Origin of the sequence: Granulicella sp. L60, assembly GCF_009765825.1 — a bacterium.
Lineage (GTDB): Bacteria > Acidobacteriota > Terriglobia > Terriglobales > Acidobacteriaceae > Edaphobacter.
Map to the genome: position 1 here is coordinate 1,892,638 of NZ_LMUR01000018.1, position 14,890 is coordinate 1,907,527.

Here is a 14,890-nt window from a genome sequence, read left to right on the forward strand (position 1 = left end):
GACCGCAGCCATACTCACAAATATAGAGACGCAGTCATATACGCAGACGGTGCATAGTGGAGGGCAAGTCGTGAAGCCCACCCTTTTGTTTGTCATTCCGCAGCGCAGCGGAGGAATCTGCTTTTGCTTCTTCTCTTCGCCAATCCCCACAACATGTCATCCTGAGCGAAGTCTCTCGCAGTGTCATCGCGAGAGACGCAGTCGAAGGACCTGCGGTTGCAGAGGTGAGCCGCCCCCTAAAACCTGAGTGGCCTAAAATGGTAGCTACGACGCCCGCACCTTACGTGAACTGCTGGAGATCGAGGCAAAGAGGCCGAATCGAGAGGGCATGGAAGAATTCTTCCGTTAGCGCAACCCGGGTGCACTTCGATTCGGACAGCATGTGGGTTCATCTCTCCGACGGTCGCGTCATCGGCGTCCCTCTGGCCTGGTTCCCGCGCCTCCTGCACAGCACCGCCGAACAGCGCGAGCAACTCCGAATCAGCAGTCGCGGCCTCCACTGGGAAGCGCTGGACGAAGACATCTCCATCTCCGGCTTGTTGGCGGGTCAAGGCGATCAGGCCAATCACAAGACCTTCGCCGCCTAAACCCGATTCCAGTTCAACCGCTGCACCACTGTATGAGAGCCGAGCCCGCGAGCTCCACATTCACCGCTAGGAAACCTCCAGCCCTCCTGTAGCCCCATACACCTCGCCCGTCACATAGCTAGCCTCCTGCGAAGCCAGCAGCACATACAGCGGAGCCATCTCCACCGGCTGTCCCGGCCGCTTCATTGGCGTCTCCGACCCAAACGCCGGAATCTTCTTATCCGGCTGTCCGCCACTCGTCTGCAGCGGAGTCCACACCGGCCCCGGAGCCACGCAGTTCACCCGAATCCCATCCTCCGCCACCTGCCGCGCCAGCGCCCGCGTAAACGCCAGAATCGCAGCCTTCGTCGGCGCATAGTCCAGCAGGCTCGGGCTCGGATGCGTCGCCTGAATCGATGCCGTCGTAATAATCGACCCACCCTTCGGCATCAACGGCAGCGCCTCCTGGCACAACCAGAACAGCGCAAACACATTCACCCGATAGGTCTCTTCCATCTGCTTCGTCGTCACATCGGCGATCTTGTCCACCGCATGCTGCCTGCCCGCCACGCACGCCAGAATGTCCAACCCACCCAGCTTCTTGTGCGCCTCTTTCACCAGCTTCCGGCAGAACTTCTCATCCTTCAGATCGCCCGGCAGCGCAAACGCCTTGCGTCCCTCCTTCTCGATCAGCGCGATCACCTCCTTCGCATCCGCCTCCTCGCTCGGCAGATAGTTGATCGCAACATCCGCGCCCTCGCGCGCAAACGCAATCGCCGCCGCCCGCCCAATCCCGGAGTCGCCCCCTGTCACCAGCGCCTTCCTGTTCGGCAACCGCCCACTCCCGCGATAGCTCGTCTCTCCATGGTCGGCCTTCGGCGTCATCTTCTGGTCAAGCCCCGGAACCCGCTGCGGCTGATGCTTGAACTTCGGCATCGGATACTGCTTCGTCGGGTCCTGCATCGTGTAAAGATCCTTCACCTGCGCTACCCTCATCGCTTCACCTCTGCTCCCTCAGATGCACGTTCACGCCACCCCGTCATCCACCCGCACCGCAGCGCCTATCCCACCCCACGGCTATCATGGATACAGCAGCCTCCGACCTTGTCCTCCACAGCCCCCATCTCGATCACACCCGCCCCGCCGGAGAATCTCCCCAACCTCCACGACTTCTTCGCGCCCGGTGGCATCCTCTCCCGCTCCTCCCTCGCCTTCGAGCACCGTCGCGGCCAGTACGACATGGCCCGAGCCATCGAGTCCGCCTTCAAAGAAAAGCGTCACCTCATCGTCGAAGCCGGCACCGGCACCGGCAAAACCCTCGCCTACCTCCTGCCCGCTCTTCGCCTCGCCCGCGAACGCAACCAGCGCGTCATCATCTCCACCGGCACCAAAAACCTGCAGGAACAGCTCTACTTCAAAGACATCCCCTTCCTCGAATCCCTCCTCGGCTCGCTCAAAGTCTGCTACATGAAGGGCCGCGCCAACTACCTCTGCCGCCATAAGCTCTACGCCCTGCGCGACAACCCCCTCCTCAACGGCCTCGAAGAGATCGACCAGTTCCACCACATCGCCGCCTGGGAAAAGACCACCGAAACCGGCGACCGCGCCGAACTCGACCACCTCCCCGAGTCCTCCGCGCTCTGGCACAAGCTCGACGCCCGCACCGAAGTCTGCCTCGGCCAGACCTGCCCCGACTGGGAGCGCTGCTTCGTCACCACCATGCGTCGCAAGGCACTCGAGTCCGACATCGTCATCGTTAACCACCACCTCTTCTTCGCCGACCTCAACATCAAGCAGCAAGCCGCCAACGCACCCGACGCCGGCATCCTCCCCGAAGCCGCCGTCGTTATCTTCGACGAAGCCCACGAGCTAGAAGACGTCGCCTCCAACTACTTCGGCATCGGCCTCTCCACCCAGCGCATCGACGAGCTCACCCGCGACGTCGAGATCATGCTCAAGGCCAAACAAGCCAGCACCTCCGCCATCGAGAGCGCCTGCGCCACCCTCAAAGACCGCGCCCGCCTCTTCTTCTCCGTCCTCCCCGCCGACCCCGCCGGCATGCAGAACGGCGGCGGTCGCATGCCCTTCCTCCATCGCGAATCCTTCCTCGAAGAGTCCGGCGACACCTACACCGCCACCCTCAACGCCCTCAACCGCCTCGAAGGCGAACTCGATCACCTCAAAAATGTCGAGGAGTCCTCCGGCCTGCGCAAACGCACCGCCGACATCCGCGCTCACCTCACCTTCCTCCTCGAATCCACCGACCGCAACACCGTCTTCTGGATCGAGCGCCGCTCCGCCGGAGGCGTCCGCAACCTCGCCCGAGGCGCAGCCCACGCGAGCTTCCACACCCACCTCCAAGCCACACCCATCGACGTCTCCGAACTCCTCACCTCCACCCTCTTCGACACCTACAACTCCGTCATCCTCACCTCCGCAACGCTAACCGTATCCGGCGGCTTCGACCACATCCGCCGCCGCCTCGGCCTCGTCAGCGCCCGCGAACTCGTCGTCCCCTCCCACTTCAACTACGAAAAGCAAGCCCTCCTCTACCTTCCGCCCAACATGCCCGACCCCCGCGAGCCCGACTTCCCCGAGCGCGCCGCCGAGCGCATCCGCCGCGTCCTCGAGATCACCCAGGGCCGCGCCTTCTGTCTCTTCACCAGCTACTTCCAGATGCGCAACACCTACGAGCGCCTCCTCGCCGAACTCCCCTACCCACTCCTCCTCCACGGCACCGCCCCCCGCAACGTCCTGCTCCAACAGTTCCGCGACACCCCTAACGCCGTCCTCTTCGGCACCTCCTCCTTCTGGCAGGGAGTAGACGTCCAGGGCGAACAACTCTCCTGCGTCATCATCGACCGCCTCCCCTTCGCCGTCCCCTCCGACCCCATCGTCGAAGCCCGCATGGAGGCCATCGAAGCCCTCGGCGGCAAACCCTTCTTCGACTACCAGATCCCCAACGCCGTCATCACCCTCAAACAGGGCTTTGGCCGCCTCATCCGCTCCCTCAACGACCGCGGCGTCCTCATGCTCCTCGACCCCCGCATCCAGCGCCAGCGTTACGGCCGCATCTTCCTCGAATCCCTCCCACCCTACCGCCTCACCCAGGACATCGCCGACGTCGAAAAGTTCTTCAGCCCAAATCCGTAAGCGGCCCCCTAAGCAACCTAGCCCTCCCAATACAGCGCCGTCATCCGATCAACTAGATCCATCCGCTATGATGGACGACGGAGAAATCAATGACCAAGGGCCACACCATGACGCGCCGCTCCTTCCTATCTACCGCCGCCGCAACTCTCGCCGCAACCCAGCTCCCAGCCGCCGACTCCACCGAATCCCTCGTCTACCTCGGCTCCACCGACAACAAGGACAACGGCCCCGGCATCCACGCCGCCCTCTGGAACTCTCACACCGGCACCCTCTCCAACCTCCGCCTCGTCAGCCCCGCCATCTCCGCCGGATTCCTCGCCTCCAGCAACATCGGTGGCACCCGCCTCCTCTTCGCAGGCCACCAGGCCGCACCCAAGGTCGGAGCACTCAGCTCCTTCCGCATCGCCCCCTCCGGCGACCTCACCCTCATCAACACCGTCACCACGCCCGACTTCGACATGGTCCACCTCGCGCTCGACCACACCCAGCGCTGCATCGTCGCTGCCAGCTACGGCAGCGGCAAGATCCTCTCCGTCACCATCGCACCCGACGGTCACCTCTCCGCTCCCGTCAGCCAGTTCCAGCTCTCCGGCAGCGGCCCCATCGCCTCCCGTCAAAAATCCCCGCACGCCCACGGCGTCTGCATCTCGCCCGACAATCGCTTCGCCCTCATCAACGACCTCGGCACCGACCGCATCATGGTCTACAAGCTCGACGCCTCCACCGCCACCCTCACCCCCAACGACCCTCCCTACTTCAAAGCCACACCCGGCGCTGGCCCGCGCCACCTAGCCTTCCACCCCAACGGCAAGTGGGCCTACAGCGTCAACGAGCTCGACTCCACCCTCACCCTCCTCCACTGGAACGCCTCCGCCGGCACCCTCACCCAGGTAGCCAGCACCCCCACCCTACCAGTCGGCGGCGACGTAGCCAACAACCGCGCCGGCGAGGTCGTCATCGACAAGACCGGCCGCATCCTCTACTCCTGCAACCGCGGAGCCGTCGAAGATCTCATCGTCTACACCATCGGCTCCGACGGCCATCTCACCCTCGTCGAACGCCAGCCCCTCAACGGCAAAGAGGCTCGCCACTTCGCCATCTCTCCCGACGGCGGCTTCTTCCTCGTCGCCGAACAGTTCTCCAACCAGGTCGCCGTCTTCACCCGCAACCGCCAAACCGGAGTCATCGCGTCCACACCGAACCACTACGAAGTCACCAACGCCTCCTGCGTCCTCTTCGTCTAGCACGCTCTCCCGATGGTCGATAGCAAAAATCCCCAAGCGACCAACGGGAGCCGCACCCAAAGGGGGTATACAAGTCACGAAGTGACCACCCTCCGTGCAGGAGGCCCAGCCGGCAGGCTGCATCTCTTCACCAAAAAATCACCAAAAATCACCAAAAGAGTAGCGACTAAAATAGAACCACCCATGGGACGCAACCTCTACATCCTCGCCGGCACCCTCATCTTTCTGGCCCTCGTCTCCGTCGGCGTCTCCTTCACCAACATCGCCCAGCAGCCCGGCTCCCCCGGCGACGCCGCCCTCTGGCGCACCATGGGCCTCGGCCTCGGCGTCGTCGGCCTCCTCATCGCCCTCGCCGGCATCCTCTCCTCCCTCTTCGAGCAGGCCGAGCGCCGCGACGAAGAGGCCCGCCGCGCCAAACGCCGCCGCTCCTAGCCACCAGCACCCCACCCCGCCCAGCACCCTCCCCCAGCCGTAAAACGGTACAATCGAAACAGGCTGCCGCCACGTCCTCCAGCCCTCCAAACCCACTCCGACGCGGCCATCGAACGCTCCTAATCGAAGGGACTCCCAGAATCATGTTTGAAGTAACCGTAGAAGCCGGCTTCTCCTCCGGCCACTACCTCCGCAACTACCGTGGCAAGTGCGAGAACCCGCACGGCCACAACTACAAGGTCTTCGTCACCCTCGTGGGCGAAAAGCTCGACGAAGCCGGCATGCTCCTCGACTTCAAGCTCCTCAAACAGGTCATGCGCCCCACCGTCGAATACCTCGATCACAAGATGATCAACGACCTCAAGCCCTTCGACGAAGAGCTCAATCCCTCTGCCGAAAACCTCGCCATGTACTTCTTTCACCAGACCAGCGCCCAGCTTCACGAGATGACCTCCGGTCGCGTCCGCGTCAAAGACTGCACCATCTACGAGACCGACACCAGCTTCGCCCGCTACTACGAATAAGCCGCCGAATCCGCTCATCGCCACAACCGCCGCATACCAAACGCAAAACACCCCTCCGGTCCACGTGACCCGGAGGCACCGCAGCGCATCTTACGGCAAGATGACCATGAGATAGGCGATAGCCAAGCTTTAGCGAAGATAGAGCCAAGCTCGACAGCACACATAAAACCAGACAGTTTGAGGTGGGTTTGATGACCGAAGTAGAGACAGCACAAAAGAACACACACGCCCGCTCCCTGGCCAAAGGCCTCCTCGCCGGCCTCATCGGCGGCCTCGCCGCCACTGCGGTCAAGACCTTCGCCGAAAAGATCTACCCGCCCCGCACCCACGGCGAACCCGAGCCCTCCGCCGTCCTGGCCGACAAGCTCGCCGGGCACCACCTCACCGGCGCCCAGCAGGACGCCGCCGTCGAGACCATCCAATGGGGCTTCGGCGCCCTTACCGGCGCCGCCTACGGCGCCCTCGCCGAGTACTATCCTGCCGCCACCGCCAAAGACGGAGCAGGCTTCGGCATGGCCCTCGCCTCCCTCACCCACGAGACCGCCCTCCCCGCCATGGGCCTCTCCGCCGACCCCAACGACCAGACCACCCGCGAGCGCACCAGCGAAATGGCCACCCACGTCGTCTACGGCATGGTCACCGAGACCGTAAGACGAGTCGTCCGCAAGCTCCTCGGATAACCCCGCACCCCCACGCCCCGCTGCCTGCGGTCCCAAACCACCGCAGGCAGCCACATCCTCACCACCTAAATACCACTTAAAACCGTCCAAAAACCACTAGTCCTTTCGTTTGTCATCCCCGCAGGGGATCTGCAGTTGTATTTGCTGTTGCCGTTGCCTGTCCTTTTGTTTGTCATCCCGCAGGGATCTGCGGTTGTATTTGCTGTTGCTGTTGCTGTTGCTGTTGCTGTTGCTGTTGCTGTTGCCGTTGCCGTTGCTGTTGCCGTTGCCGTTGCTATTGCCTTTGCCGTTGTCTGTCCTTTTGTTTGTCATCCCGTAGGGATCTGCTTCTGCCTTTGCCTGTTCTTGTTCCTCAAGCCAAATAGCCCCAACCCTTGTGTCCACCATCTCCGCCAAGAAAGGGGCTTTAGCCCCTGGGGTATGCCTTCTCGTCTCCGCCACAACTCAAAGCCCACCAAAAACCTGTCAAGCCCCACCCCACCCTAAATCCTTCCCATACAGCAAGATAGCCCTTGCGTAGAAGTTACCCTCCATCAGCTATCCTTTAACTAAGGATCAAATAAGCAAATCAAGATACGCAGAGGAACGATCTCCTTTATTTAGAAATATTTACCCGTATCCCCTTTGTTTGGAATATTTTGCAAGGATCAAAAATCGCATCTCGCTGCAAATAAAGCACTTGAGATGGGGTACCCCCAGGGGTGGGGGTACCCCATCTGGCCTCTCGGTACAGTGCCTGATAATCTTCCGATCATGAAGATCGTGAACGAGATCAAGAGCAAGCGACGAATGAAGGCAGTTTGGGCAGCAGGACTAGCTTGCGCGGCAGCAATCACCGCGTCACCGCTCAGGTCTCAGACCGTGGAAAACACCCTCGCCGTCGCGACCGCCACCAAGGTCGATGCCGCCGCCGCCGCCGTCCTCAGCACCACCGGAGTCCCCAGCGCCTCCCTCGCCATCGTGCAGGGCGGCAAAATCACCTACGCCAAAGCCTACGGCGAAGCCCGGCTCGAGCCAAAAATGGCCGCCGAGCCCCAGATGCAGTACTCCATCGGCTCTGTCAGCAAGCAGTTCACCGCCGCGCTCATCCTTCTCCTCACGCAGGACGGCAAGCTGAAGCTCGACGATCCCGTCGGCAAGTACCTGCCCACGCTCACCCGGGCCAACGACATCACCATCCGTCAGGTCCTCTCCATGACCTCCGGATATCAGGACTTCTGGCCCGAAGACTACGTCATGACCTCCATGATGAAGCCCGCCGATCCCCAGAAGATCCTCGACGGATGGGCTCGCAAACCGCTCGACTTCGAGCCCGGAACCGAGTGGCAGTACTCGAACACCAACTACGTCGTCGCCGGGCGCATCGCCGAGATCGTCGGCGGCAAGCCTCTCACCGACCAGCTCCAGGAGAGAATCTTCCAGCCCCTCAAGATGACCGGCGTATTCAACTCCGACGCCAGCCGCCTCCCACCCAACGACCCCACTGGCTACTACCAACACGCCCTCGGACCCCTGCGCCCCGCCCCGCAGGAGGGCCAGGGCTGGATGTTCGCCGCCGGAGAGCTGGCCATGCCCGCCAGCGACCTCGCCCGATGGAACATCAGTATCATGAACCGGTCGCTCCTCAGTGCCGCCTCGTACGAAGAGATGTTCACCGAGGTCAAACTAAAGAACGGCAAGGGCTCAGAATACGGACTGGGCGTCCAGGTCGGAACGATCAACGGCCATCGCTACATCGAACACAGCGGCGAGGTCTCAGGATTCGTCTCGGAGAATCTAGTCCTTCCCGATGACAAAGTTGCGATAACCGTCCTGACCAACGAGGACGCCTCCAGCGCAGCCGGTGCCATCCGGCGGAAGATCATGCCCCTCGTCCTCGAGTCCACCACCCCCGCCGCGGCCTCAAACAGTGCAACCGCAGCCGCCGAAAAAAGAGCGCTCGAAATCTTCACCGGGCTGCAGAACGGACAGCTCGACCGCTCGCAACTCACCCCGCTCTGCGACGCCTACTTCACGCCCGAAGCGATCGCAGACTTCGCCTCAAGCCTCAAGCCGCTCGGCGCTCCGGACAGCTTCAAACAGGCAGTGGAAGAGAAGCGCGGAGGCATGACCTTCCGCGTCTTCAACCTGACCTTCGCCGACAAACGCGTAAGAGTCACAACCTACGAAGAACCAGACGGCAAGCTGGAACAGTACCTCGTCATTCCATCCGTCAACTGACAACTGAGGATGCTTCCGTTCTTCCGCCAGATGGAGAAGACTACTTCTTCTCCGTCTGAGCCATAAAGTCGATCAGGTAGTTCTTCCAGACCGCCGCCTGCGTATGAGTTCCGTGACCGCGAGTAGCGTCCGAGATCGGAATCAGGATGAACTTCGCATGCGGCATCTGCCCGACCATCTTCTCGGCGATGCCAAGCTCAGGCGGATTGATGAAGTCGTCCGCAGAGTTGATCCAAAGCACCGGCGCTGTAATCGTGGAGAGCTTCGGCGCAGGATTGTAGTTGCGCGACGCGTTCACGTAGTACAGAAAGTCGTTCGCATCCGTGTGCGCGATGCTCGCCGTCATTACGCGGTCCACATACGCCTCCGCTTGCGCGCGAGTAGGAAAGTTCTTCTGCATCTGCAGCGGCACAGAGCCCGCAATGACGATCAGGTCGTTCGCTCCGCGCAGTCCCTCGGCCGGTTCGGTTGTGTACTCGCCGTCCTTCCATGCGGGATCGTGCTTGATCGACTCCATCGCCATGTAACGCCACATGCGGTTGCGTCCAGCCAGCTCAACCGGCAGGCAGGCAAACGGAGCCAGCGCATCGGAGAACTGCGGATACGTCTCGCCCCAGACGAACGACTGCATGCATCCCATCGAAGTCCCAAGGATCAGGCGAAGATGGTCGACATGCAAACCCTCGACCAGCATCGTGTGCTGCGACGCAACCATGTCATCGTAGTCATACTGCGGGAAGTGCATGTGAAGTCCATCGGACGGCTTGCTGGACTCACCATGTCCAATATCGTCGGGCAGGATGATGAAGTATTTCGTGATGTCGAACGGCTGCCCAGGGCCGAAGAGCACATCGGAGAAGACAGGACTCATCAGCGAGTGCGCACTGCCCCCAGTTCCGTGAAGCAGCAGGATGGCATTATCGGTATGGCCCGACGCATCCTTATGCGGCGTACCAAGAGTGAGGTAGTGAAGATGCAGCTTCTCAAGCGTCTCACCATCCTTGAAGTGGAAGTTCGATATGTCGTACGCGCCATCCTTGGTCGGCCACTGCGTGGCGGCATGCGGAGCCTGGGCTGAGGCGATAGAGGCGGAGAGAAGGGCAAGGAGAAAGAGGCGGTTGGTCATGTAACTCCTGTCGTCACATTCTTGGCAATGCGGGTAGCTGTTCTCACGCTACTCCGGAAGAGATAACGGCGTGGAGTACATAAGCTCCACGCCGTTTCTAGTTCATCTCCGCTGGTTAGTTGGAGTCTTCCTTCTTCTCCGCCGGGATGGCCTCCGGCTTCGTCAAAGGCTTGGTGATGTCGTCCAGGTAGGCGGGAGTTCCGTCCACGCGAACCAGGCGAGGATAGCGTTCGCCGTCGTGATAGTCGATGTCTGCTGTCGTGACGAACGTGTCGCTCTGCAGGATGAAGTGGATTGGCTCGGACTTATCCTTGGCCTCCTTGACCGCATCCTTCAGAGCGTCGCCCGAGTAGACATTTCCATTGACCGCAACGATCTTCTGCCCTGGATAGAGCTTCGATTTGTCGGCCGGACTGCCCCACCGAACGTCCGCGATCACGCCCTCGCCATTAACCCGGAGACCGAGCGAGTACCAGACATTGGTGCCGCCTCCGCGACGTCCGCCCGCCGCTGCCATTGTGCGCTCGGATTTGGTGGGCTTGTCCGTAAAGACAAGCTTGTAACCGCCGCGCGTAATGCCGTCGAGGTCGGCGCGTGGATTGATGTTGTCGATGTGCTCGTGGATGAAGGTCGCCCAGTCATACTTCATCACCTGGTTGAGATCGGCGATCAGCTCATCGCGGTTGTAGGTGACGATCAGCGGACCTGTGTTGCCACCCTTACCGAGGAAGATGTGCAGAAAGTCGGTGAGCGACTTCTTGTTGTCGGTCTGCTTGCGGATCAGTGTATCGGCATCGAGCCAGAAGAGTTCGCCCTCCTGGTAGTAGTCCTGTCCGCGCTTCCAGTTGGACCACGCAGGATTGCCGCCGCGCAGGATGCTCGCAGCAATAGCGGTGTCTTCAGTCGAGCGCCACTCGCGGCCCGGTCTGTAGTCGAGGCTGGCAGCCGAGAGCGCAAGGAGATCGCGGTACTGCTCCTGCGACTTCAGTCCCGACCGTGCCGCGAGCACGTTGCCGAGATACTGTGTCATGCCCTCGTAAACCCACAGCAACGAACCCTGCTGCATCTTCTCGAAGTCATCTTGATAGAGGTTGTAAGGGCGGCGGTACTTACCGTTCCATGAGTGGGTAAATTCATGAGACAGAAGATCGGACTCGGCGAGCTGGTGAGCGTCGTCTGCAAATCCCTTTTCGCCCACGCCATTGTCGGAAGACTGGCCATGCTCGAGACCCTCGCCGCCAGCAACATCAGACAGCGTCAGCAGGAAGTGGTAGGCGTTATAGTGGCGCGAGTTGTAGGCCGCGCCAGTCTCGCGTACGAGGTTGTTCAGCTCAACGAGGACGGAAGGCCGCAGCTTCGAATCTTCCGGGCTGTCAGAGACCACGTCGATGTAATGCTTTGGAGTGACTTCGGGAGCGAGGGCAAACTCGTGGAAGTACTGGCCCGCAATCACAGGAGAGTCTTCGAGCTGCTCCACCGTGGTGGGAGCGTAGTGTGTCGTCCCGCCCTTGGGATTCTGTGGATCATAGCCATCGGTTGGCGTAAGCGCAGTTCCAATGCCCCAGCCTTCGGGAACTTTGACGGAGGGCTGAACCGCGATCTCCTTGACCGGCATGTGCGACGGATACAGAAGAAGCTTCTCCCACTCGAGAACCGCCATCTTGTCGCTGACACGCGAGGTGACGATGCAGTCGAGGTGCGCATGCAGAGTCGTGACACCAGCGGGCACGGTCACATGGAACTCGTAAAGATCTTCGTCATCGCGACGCCATGGAAGAACCTTCCCATTCGCGGTGAAGACGACACCGGTGATATCGTCCACGGGGCCTGTAGGCCGGTGGTTGCCCGGGATCCACTTCGGCGTGGTCAGCGAGACCGGGCCGGGAGTGACAGGGATGTCGATCTCCGCGTGATAGATCTCGCGAGGGGCCTCAGAAAGATCCGCCGTAATCTGGATAGGAGTCTTTTGGGCCTGAAGGAGGCTCGGCGCGGCTAGAGTCAGGAGTGCCAGGGGCAGAAATGCGGTGCGGACGGTCATGAGCGGGACGTATCCTTCGAAGTAAAGTGGAGATTTTAGATATTACTAAAGATAGACGAACAGAAGCCCCGAAGGACGCAGATTCGACGATGGAAGTCCAATCTGCGTCCTCAACTCAGGAGAGGATCAGCCCTTAAGGGCCGACTCGATAGCGGCCACTACGATCGGGTCATCCGGCAGAACGTCGGGAGAGAAGCGTTCGACAACGTTGCCGTTGCGATCGACGAGGAACTTTTCGAAGTTCCAGAGAATGCCGGGTTCGGGGTTGGTGGTCGTGCTGTGCTGCTTCAGATATCCGTCGAGATTCTCGCGAAAGGCCTCGCGCCCAGGTCCCGTGGCCTTCGGTCTTGCGGTAATCAGGGTCTCGTAGAGCGGGTGAGTATCGGGGCCGGTGACTGCGATCTTCGAGAACATCGGGAAATCGACGTTGAAGGTGAGCTCGCAGAAGGCCTTGATGTCTTCGTTGGAGCCCGGCTCCTGGCCGGCGAAGTCATTGGCAGGAAAGCCAAGGACGGCGAGACCGGAGGTCTTGAAGCGGCTGTAGAGTCCTTCCAGCGCCGTGTACTGGGGAGTCAGGCCGCACTTCGATGCGACGTTGACGATGAGAAGAACTTTCCCGCGATAGTCGGCGAGTGAGGTGCCTTCGCCGGTGATTCGGTGAACGGGGATGTCGTAGAGTGAGGTGCTGGCCATGAACGCTCCTGGTATCGGTCTGTATGCTGTCGATTATAGGAGGGTGTGGACCTGGGATTGCAATGGGAAGCTTCAGCACCCAGGCGATCTGGTGGTGGTATCTCCACAATCTTTATAACTTCTTTATATTCCATATAATAAATGCGAACATTAATACACACTTTGGATGAACTGAGTTGACAGAGGCAGTACGATCTAAATCGTATGTCATTAACTGATTCGATTATTGGTAAGCCCCTAGCCACAAGTGAAGAGCGGGCCGAGCACATCGGCGTCGCTGCTGGAATCCCGATCTTCGGCCTGGATGCGCTGACGAGTGCCGCATACGGACCGGAAGCAGCGATGACCCTGCTGATTCCATTAGGTTTGATGGGAGCGGGCTATATCGTACCCGTGATCTCCGCGATTCTCATCCTGCTGGTGATCGTCTTCTTCAGCTATCGCCAGACGATCGCCGCCTACCCAAACGGCGGCGGATCGTACACGGTCGCGAGCGAGAACCTGGGCAGCGGTGCTGGCTTGCTCGCAGCCGCTGCGCTGATGATCGACTACATCTTGACGGCAGCTGTGGGTATCTCTGCCGGCGTGACGGCACTCACCTCAGCGGTACCCTCCCTGTATCCGCATACGCTGGCCTTCTGCCTGGTCATCCTGGCGATTCTGGCGATCGTGAACATGCGCGGAGTGAAGGACACGGGCGCTGCGTTCATCGCGCCGACCTTCCTCTTCGTGGGAACGCTGCTGATTCTCATCGGCGTCGGCGTGTTTCGGACGATCATGACCCACGGCCATCCTATCCCGGTAATGGCCCCGCCTCCCGCGCTCCCCGCCACGATTAAATACCTCGGACTATGGCTTCTCCTGAAGACGTTCGCGAGCGGATGCGCAGCAATGACCGGCGTTGAAGCCGTCTCGAACGGTGTGATGGCGTTTGGCGAGCCGCGCGCGAAGAAGGCGCAGGCCACCCTGACGATCATCATCGCGATCCTGATTGTGTTGCTGTTTGGAATCGCGTATCTTGCGAAAGCCTACGGCATCACGGCGATGGAACCGGATGCGGCGCACTTTCAAAGTGTGTTGAGTATCTTGACCGCGGCAGTCTTCGGCCGGGGATGGTTCTACTACCTCACGTCAGCGTCTGTACTGGTGGCTCTGTCGTTGAGCGCGAACACCGCGTTCGCTGACTTCCCGCGTCTAGCGCGAGCGATCGCAATGCATGACTATCTGCCCCACGTATTCATCCTGCGCGGACGGCGGCTCTTGTACTCGCACGGAGTCTACGCGCTGACCGGCTTTACCGCGGTGATCCTGATACTGTTCGGCGGTGTGACCGACAGGTTGATCCCGCTCTACGCTATCGGCGCGTTCCTTGCGTTCACCTTGTCGCAGGCCGGCATGGTCATTCACTGGTACAAGATGGACAAGCACAAGGGCCGAGTCTGGCACATGTTCGTGAACGGCTTTGGCGCAGTGGCGACGGGCATTACGACCATCGTTGTGCTGCTGGCGAAGTTCGTCGCTGGCGCATGGGTCACAGCGCTGCTGGTGCCTGTGCTGATCGGGCTCATGCTGATAGTCAAGCGCCACTACTCGCGGGTGAAGCGCGAGATGGCGGATATGACGCCGCTGAACCTGGTGAATCTGCAGCCGCCGATCGTAGTCATTCCAATGGCGCGATGGGACCGAATTACAGAGAAGGCGATGCGGTTCGGGCTGGTGCTGTCGAAGGATATTAAGGTCGTTCACGTACACTCCGACGACGATGAAGACGGTGGGCTGGCTGAGGTGTGGGACGATCACGTGATGGCGCCCATCAGGAAAGAGGGCCTGCAGGAGCCGGAACTAGTCACGATTCCTTCGTCTTACCGATTCATCATCACGCCGCTGATGGACTACATTCTGCAGTTGGAGACGGACAATCCTGGACGCAAGGTTGCGGTGCTATTGCCGGAGCTGGTGGTGCGGCACTGGTGGGAGAATGCGCTGCACAACCAGCGGGTGCAGTTGCTGAAGCTTCTGCTGCTGGTCAAGGGCAACCAGAGGATCGTGGTGGTCAATATTCCGTGGTATTTGTAAGGCGTGGTGAGACCCGCGTCTTTACAGGGGTATCTCAGGAATTACGCAGCTTTTGCGTGGTAGTTTGCTGGTGAGTTCGTGGTACTCTGCGTGGTAAACGTGGTCCGTTAGCATCCACGTTTACCACGCAAAAAATGC

13 protein-coding genes are annotated in these 14,890 nt (G+C 60.6%); 8 read left to right on the forward strand and 5 right to left on the reverse strand.

What is annotated here, in order from left to right:
• Positions 1 to 359 precede the first annotated feature (359 nt).
• Positions 360 to 587: a DUF2442 domain-containing protein gene (locus GSQ82_RS25175; protein WP_256370095.1), complete on the forward strand. Its 228-nt coding sequence runs from the start codon at positions 360 to 362 to the stop codon at positions 585 to 587.
• 66 nt (positions 588 to 653) lie between these two features.
• On the opposite strand, the gene GSQ82_RS18125 is transcribed toward GSQ82_RS25175, so the two are convergent.
• Positions 654 to 1,562 carry an SDR family oxidoreductase gene (locus tag GSQ82_RS18125; RefSeq protein WP_158793554.1) on the reverse strand — a complete coding sequence of 303 codons (909 nt, stop codon included), beginning with the start codon at positions 1,560 to 1,562 and terminating at the stop codon, positions 654 to 656.
• A gap of 108 nt (positions 1,563 to 1,670) precedes the next feature.
• Here GSQ82_RS18125 and GSQ82_RS18130 point away from each other — a divergent pair, with 108 nt between their 5' ends.
• From GSQ82_RS18130 to GSQ82_RS18150, 5 genes are all read left to right on the forward strand, one after another.
• The gene (locus GSQ82_RS18130) at positions 1,671 to 3,719 is read left to right on the forward strand and encodes an ATP-dependent DNA helicase (protein ID WP_158793555.1); all 2,049 of its coding nucleotides are present in this window, start codon (positions 1,671 to 1,673) and stop codon (positions 3,717 to 3,719) included.
• Between the two features lie 89 nt (positions 3,720 to 3,808).
• The gene (locus GSQ82_RS18135; protein WP_158793556.1) at positions 3,809 to 4,963 is read left to right on the forward strand and encodes a lactonase family protein; all 1,155 of its coding nucleotides are present in this window, start codon (positions 3,809 to 3,811) and stop codon (positions 4,961 to 4,963) included.
• Positions 4,964 to 5,146: 183 nt separating this feature from the next.
• The gene (locus GSQ82_RS18140; protein ID WP_158793557.1) at positions 5,147 to 5,395 is read left to right on the forward strand and encodes a hypothetical protein; all 249 of its coding nucleotides are present in this window, start codon (positions 5,147 to 5,149) and stop codon (positions 5,393 to 5,395) included.
• A gap of 143 nt (positions 5,396 to 5,538) precedes the next feature.
• The gene (queD, locus tag GSQ82_RS18145) at positions 5,539 to 5,919 is read left to right on the forward strand and encodes a 6-carboxytetrahydropterin synthase QueD (RefSeq protein WP_158793558.1); all 381 of its coding nucleotides are present in this window, start codon (positions 5,539 to 5,541) and stop codon (positions 5,917 to 5,919) included.
• A gap of 191 nt (positions 5,920 to 6,110) precedes the next feature.
• Entirely contained in the window at positions 6,111 to 6,599 is a 489-nt protein-coding gene (locus GSQ82_RS18150) for a DUF1440 domain-containing protein (protein WP_158793559.1), read from the forward strand.
• Positions 6,600 to 6,695: 96 nt separating this feature from the next.
• On the opposite strand, the gene GSQ82_RS24590 is transcribed toward GSQ82_RS18150, so the two are convergent.
• Entirely contained in the window at positions 6,696 to 6,995 is a 300-nt protein-coding gene (locus GSQ82_RS24590; protein WP_174243069.1) for a hypothetical protein, read from the reverse strand.
• A gap of 393 nt (positions 6,996 to 7,388) precedes the next feature.
• On the opposite strand from GSQ82_RS24590, the gene GSQ82_RS18160 reads away from it, so the two are divergent.
• Positions 7,389 to 8,819, forward strand: a complete 1,431-nt coding sequence (locus GSQ82_RS18160) for a serine hydrolase (RefSeq protein ID WP_158793561.1) — start codon at positions 7,389 to 7,391, stop codon at positions 8,817 to 8,819.
• A gap of 40 nt (positions 8,820 to 8,859) precedes the next feature.
• On the opposite strand, the gene GSQ82_RS18165 is transcribed toward GSQ82_RS18160, so the two are convergent.
• The 3 genes from GSQ82_RS18165 to GSQ82_RS18175 form a co-directional block, all read right to left on the reverse strand.
• Positions 8,860 to 9,945, reverse strand: a complete 1,086-nt coding sequence (locus GSQ82_RS18165; RefSeq protein ID WP_158793562.1) for an alpha/beta fold hydrolase — start codon at positions 9,943 to 9,945, stop codon at positions 8,860 to 8,862.
• 115 nt (positions 9,946 to 10,060) lie between these two features.
• On the reverse strand, positions 10,061 to 11,983 hold the full coding sequence (locus GSQ82_RS18170; protein ID WP_158793563.1) for a M61 family peptidase: 1,923 nt from the start codon (positions 11,981 to 11,983) through the stop codon (positions 10,061 to 10,063).
• 126 nt (positions 11,984 to 12,109) lie between these two features.
• Positions 12,110 to 12,676: a glutathione peroxidase gene (locus GSQ82_RS18175; protein WP_158793564.1), complete on the reverse strand. Its 567-nt coding sequence runs from the start codon at positions 12,674 to 12,676 to the stop codon at positions 12,110 to 12,112.
• 204 nt (positions 12,677 to 12,880) lie between these two features.
• Between GSQ82_RS18175 and GSQ82_RS18180 the strand changes: the two genes are divergently transcribed.
• Entirely contained in the window at positions 12,881 to 14,752 is a 1,872-nt protein-coding gene (locus tag GSQ82_RS18180) for an APC family permease (RefSeq protein ID WP_158793565.1), read from the forward strand.
• Positions 14,753 to 14,890 lie beyond the last annotated feature (138 nt).

Bases quoted from the DNA above. Each gene is read 5' to 3' on its own strand.
- queD (WP_158793558.1), top strand. From the start codon at position 5,539: ATGTTTGAAGTAACCGTAGAAGCCGGCTTCTCCTCCGGCCACTACCTC.
- GSQ82_RS18125 (WP_158793554.1), bottom strand. From the start codon at position 1,562: ATGAGGGTAGCGCAGGTGAAGGATCTTTACACGATGCAGGACCCGACG.
- GSQ82_RS18165 (WP_158793562.1), bottom strand. From the start codon at position 9,945: ATGACCAACCGCCTCTTTCTCCTTGCCCTTCTCTCCGCCTCTATCGCC.
- GSQ82_RS18170 (WP_158793563.1), bottom strand. From the start codon at position 11,983: ATGACCGTCCGCACCGCATTTCTGCCCCTGGCACTCCTGACTCTAGCC.
- GSQ82_RS18175 (WP_158793564.1), bottom strand. From the start codon at position 12,676: ATGGCCAGCACCTCACTCTACGACATCCCCGTTCACCGAATCACCGGC.
- GSQ82_RS18160 (WP_158793561.1), top strand. From the start codon at position 7,389: ATGAAGGCAGTTTGGGCAGCAGGACTAGCTTGCGCGGCAGCAATCACC.
- GSQ82_RS18135 (WP_158793556.1), top strand. From the start codon at position 3,809: ATGACCAAGGGCCACACCATGACGCGCCGCTCCTTCCTATCTACCGCC.
- GSQ82_RS18150 (WP_158793559.1), top strand. From the start codon at position 6,111: ATGACCGAAGTAGAGACAGCACAAAAGAACACACACGCCCGCTCCCTG.
- GSQ82_RS18140 (WP_158793557.1), top strand. From the start codon at position 5,147: ATGGGACGCAACCTCTACATCCTCGCCGGCACCCTCATCTTTCTGGCC.
- GSQ82_RS18180 (WP_158793565.1), top strand. From the start codon at position 12,881: ATGTCATTAACTGATTCGATTATTGGTAAGCCCCTAGCCACAAGTGAA.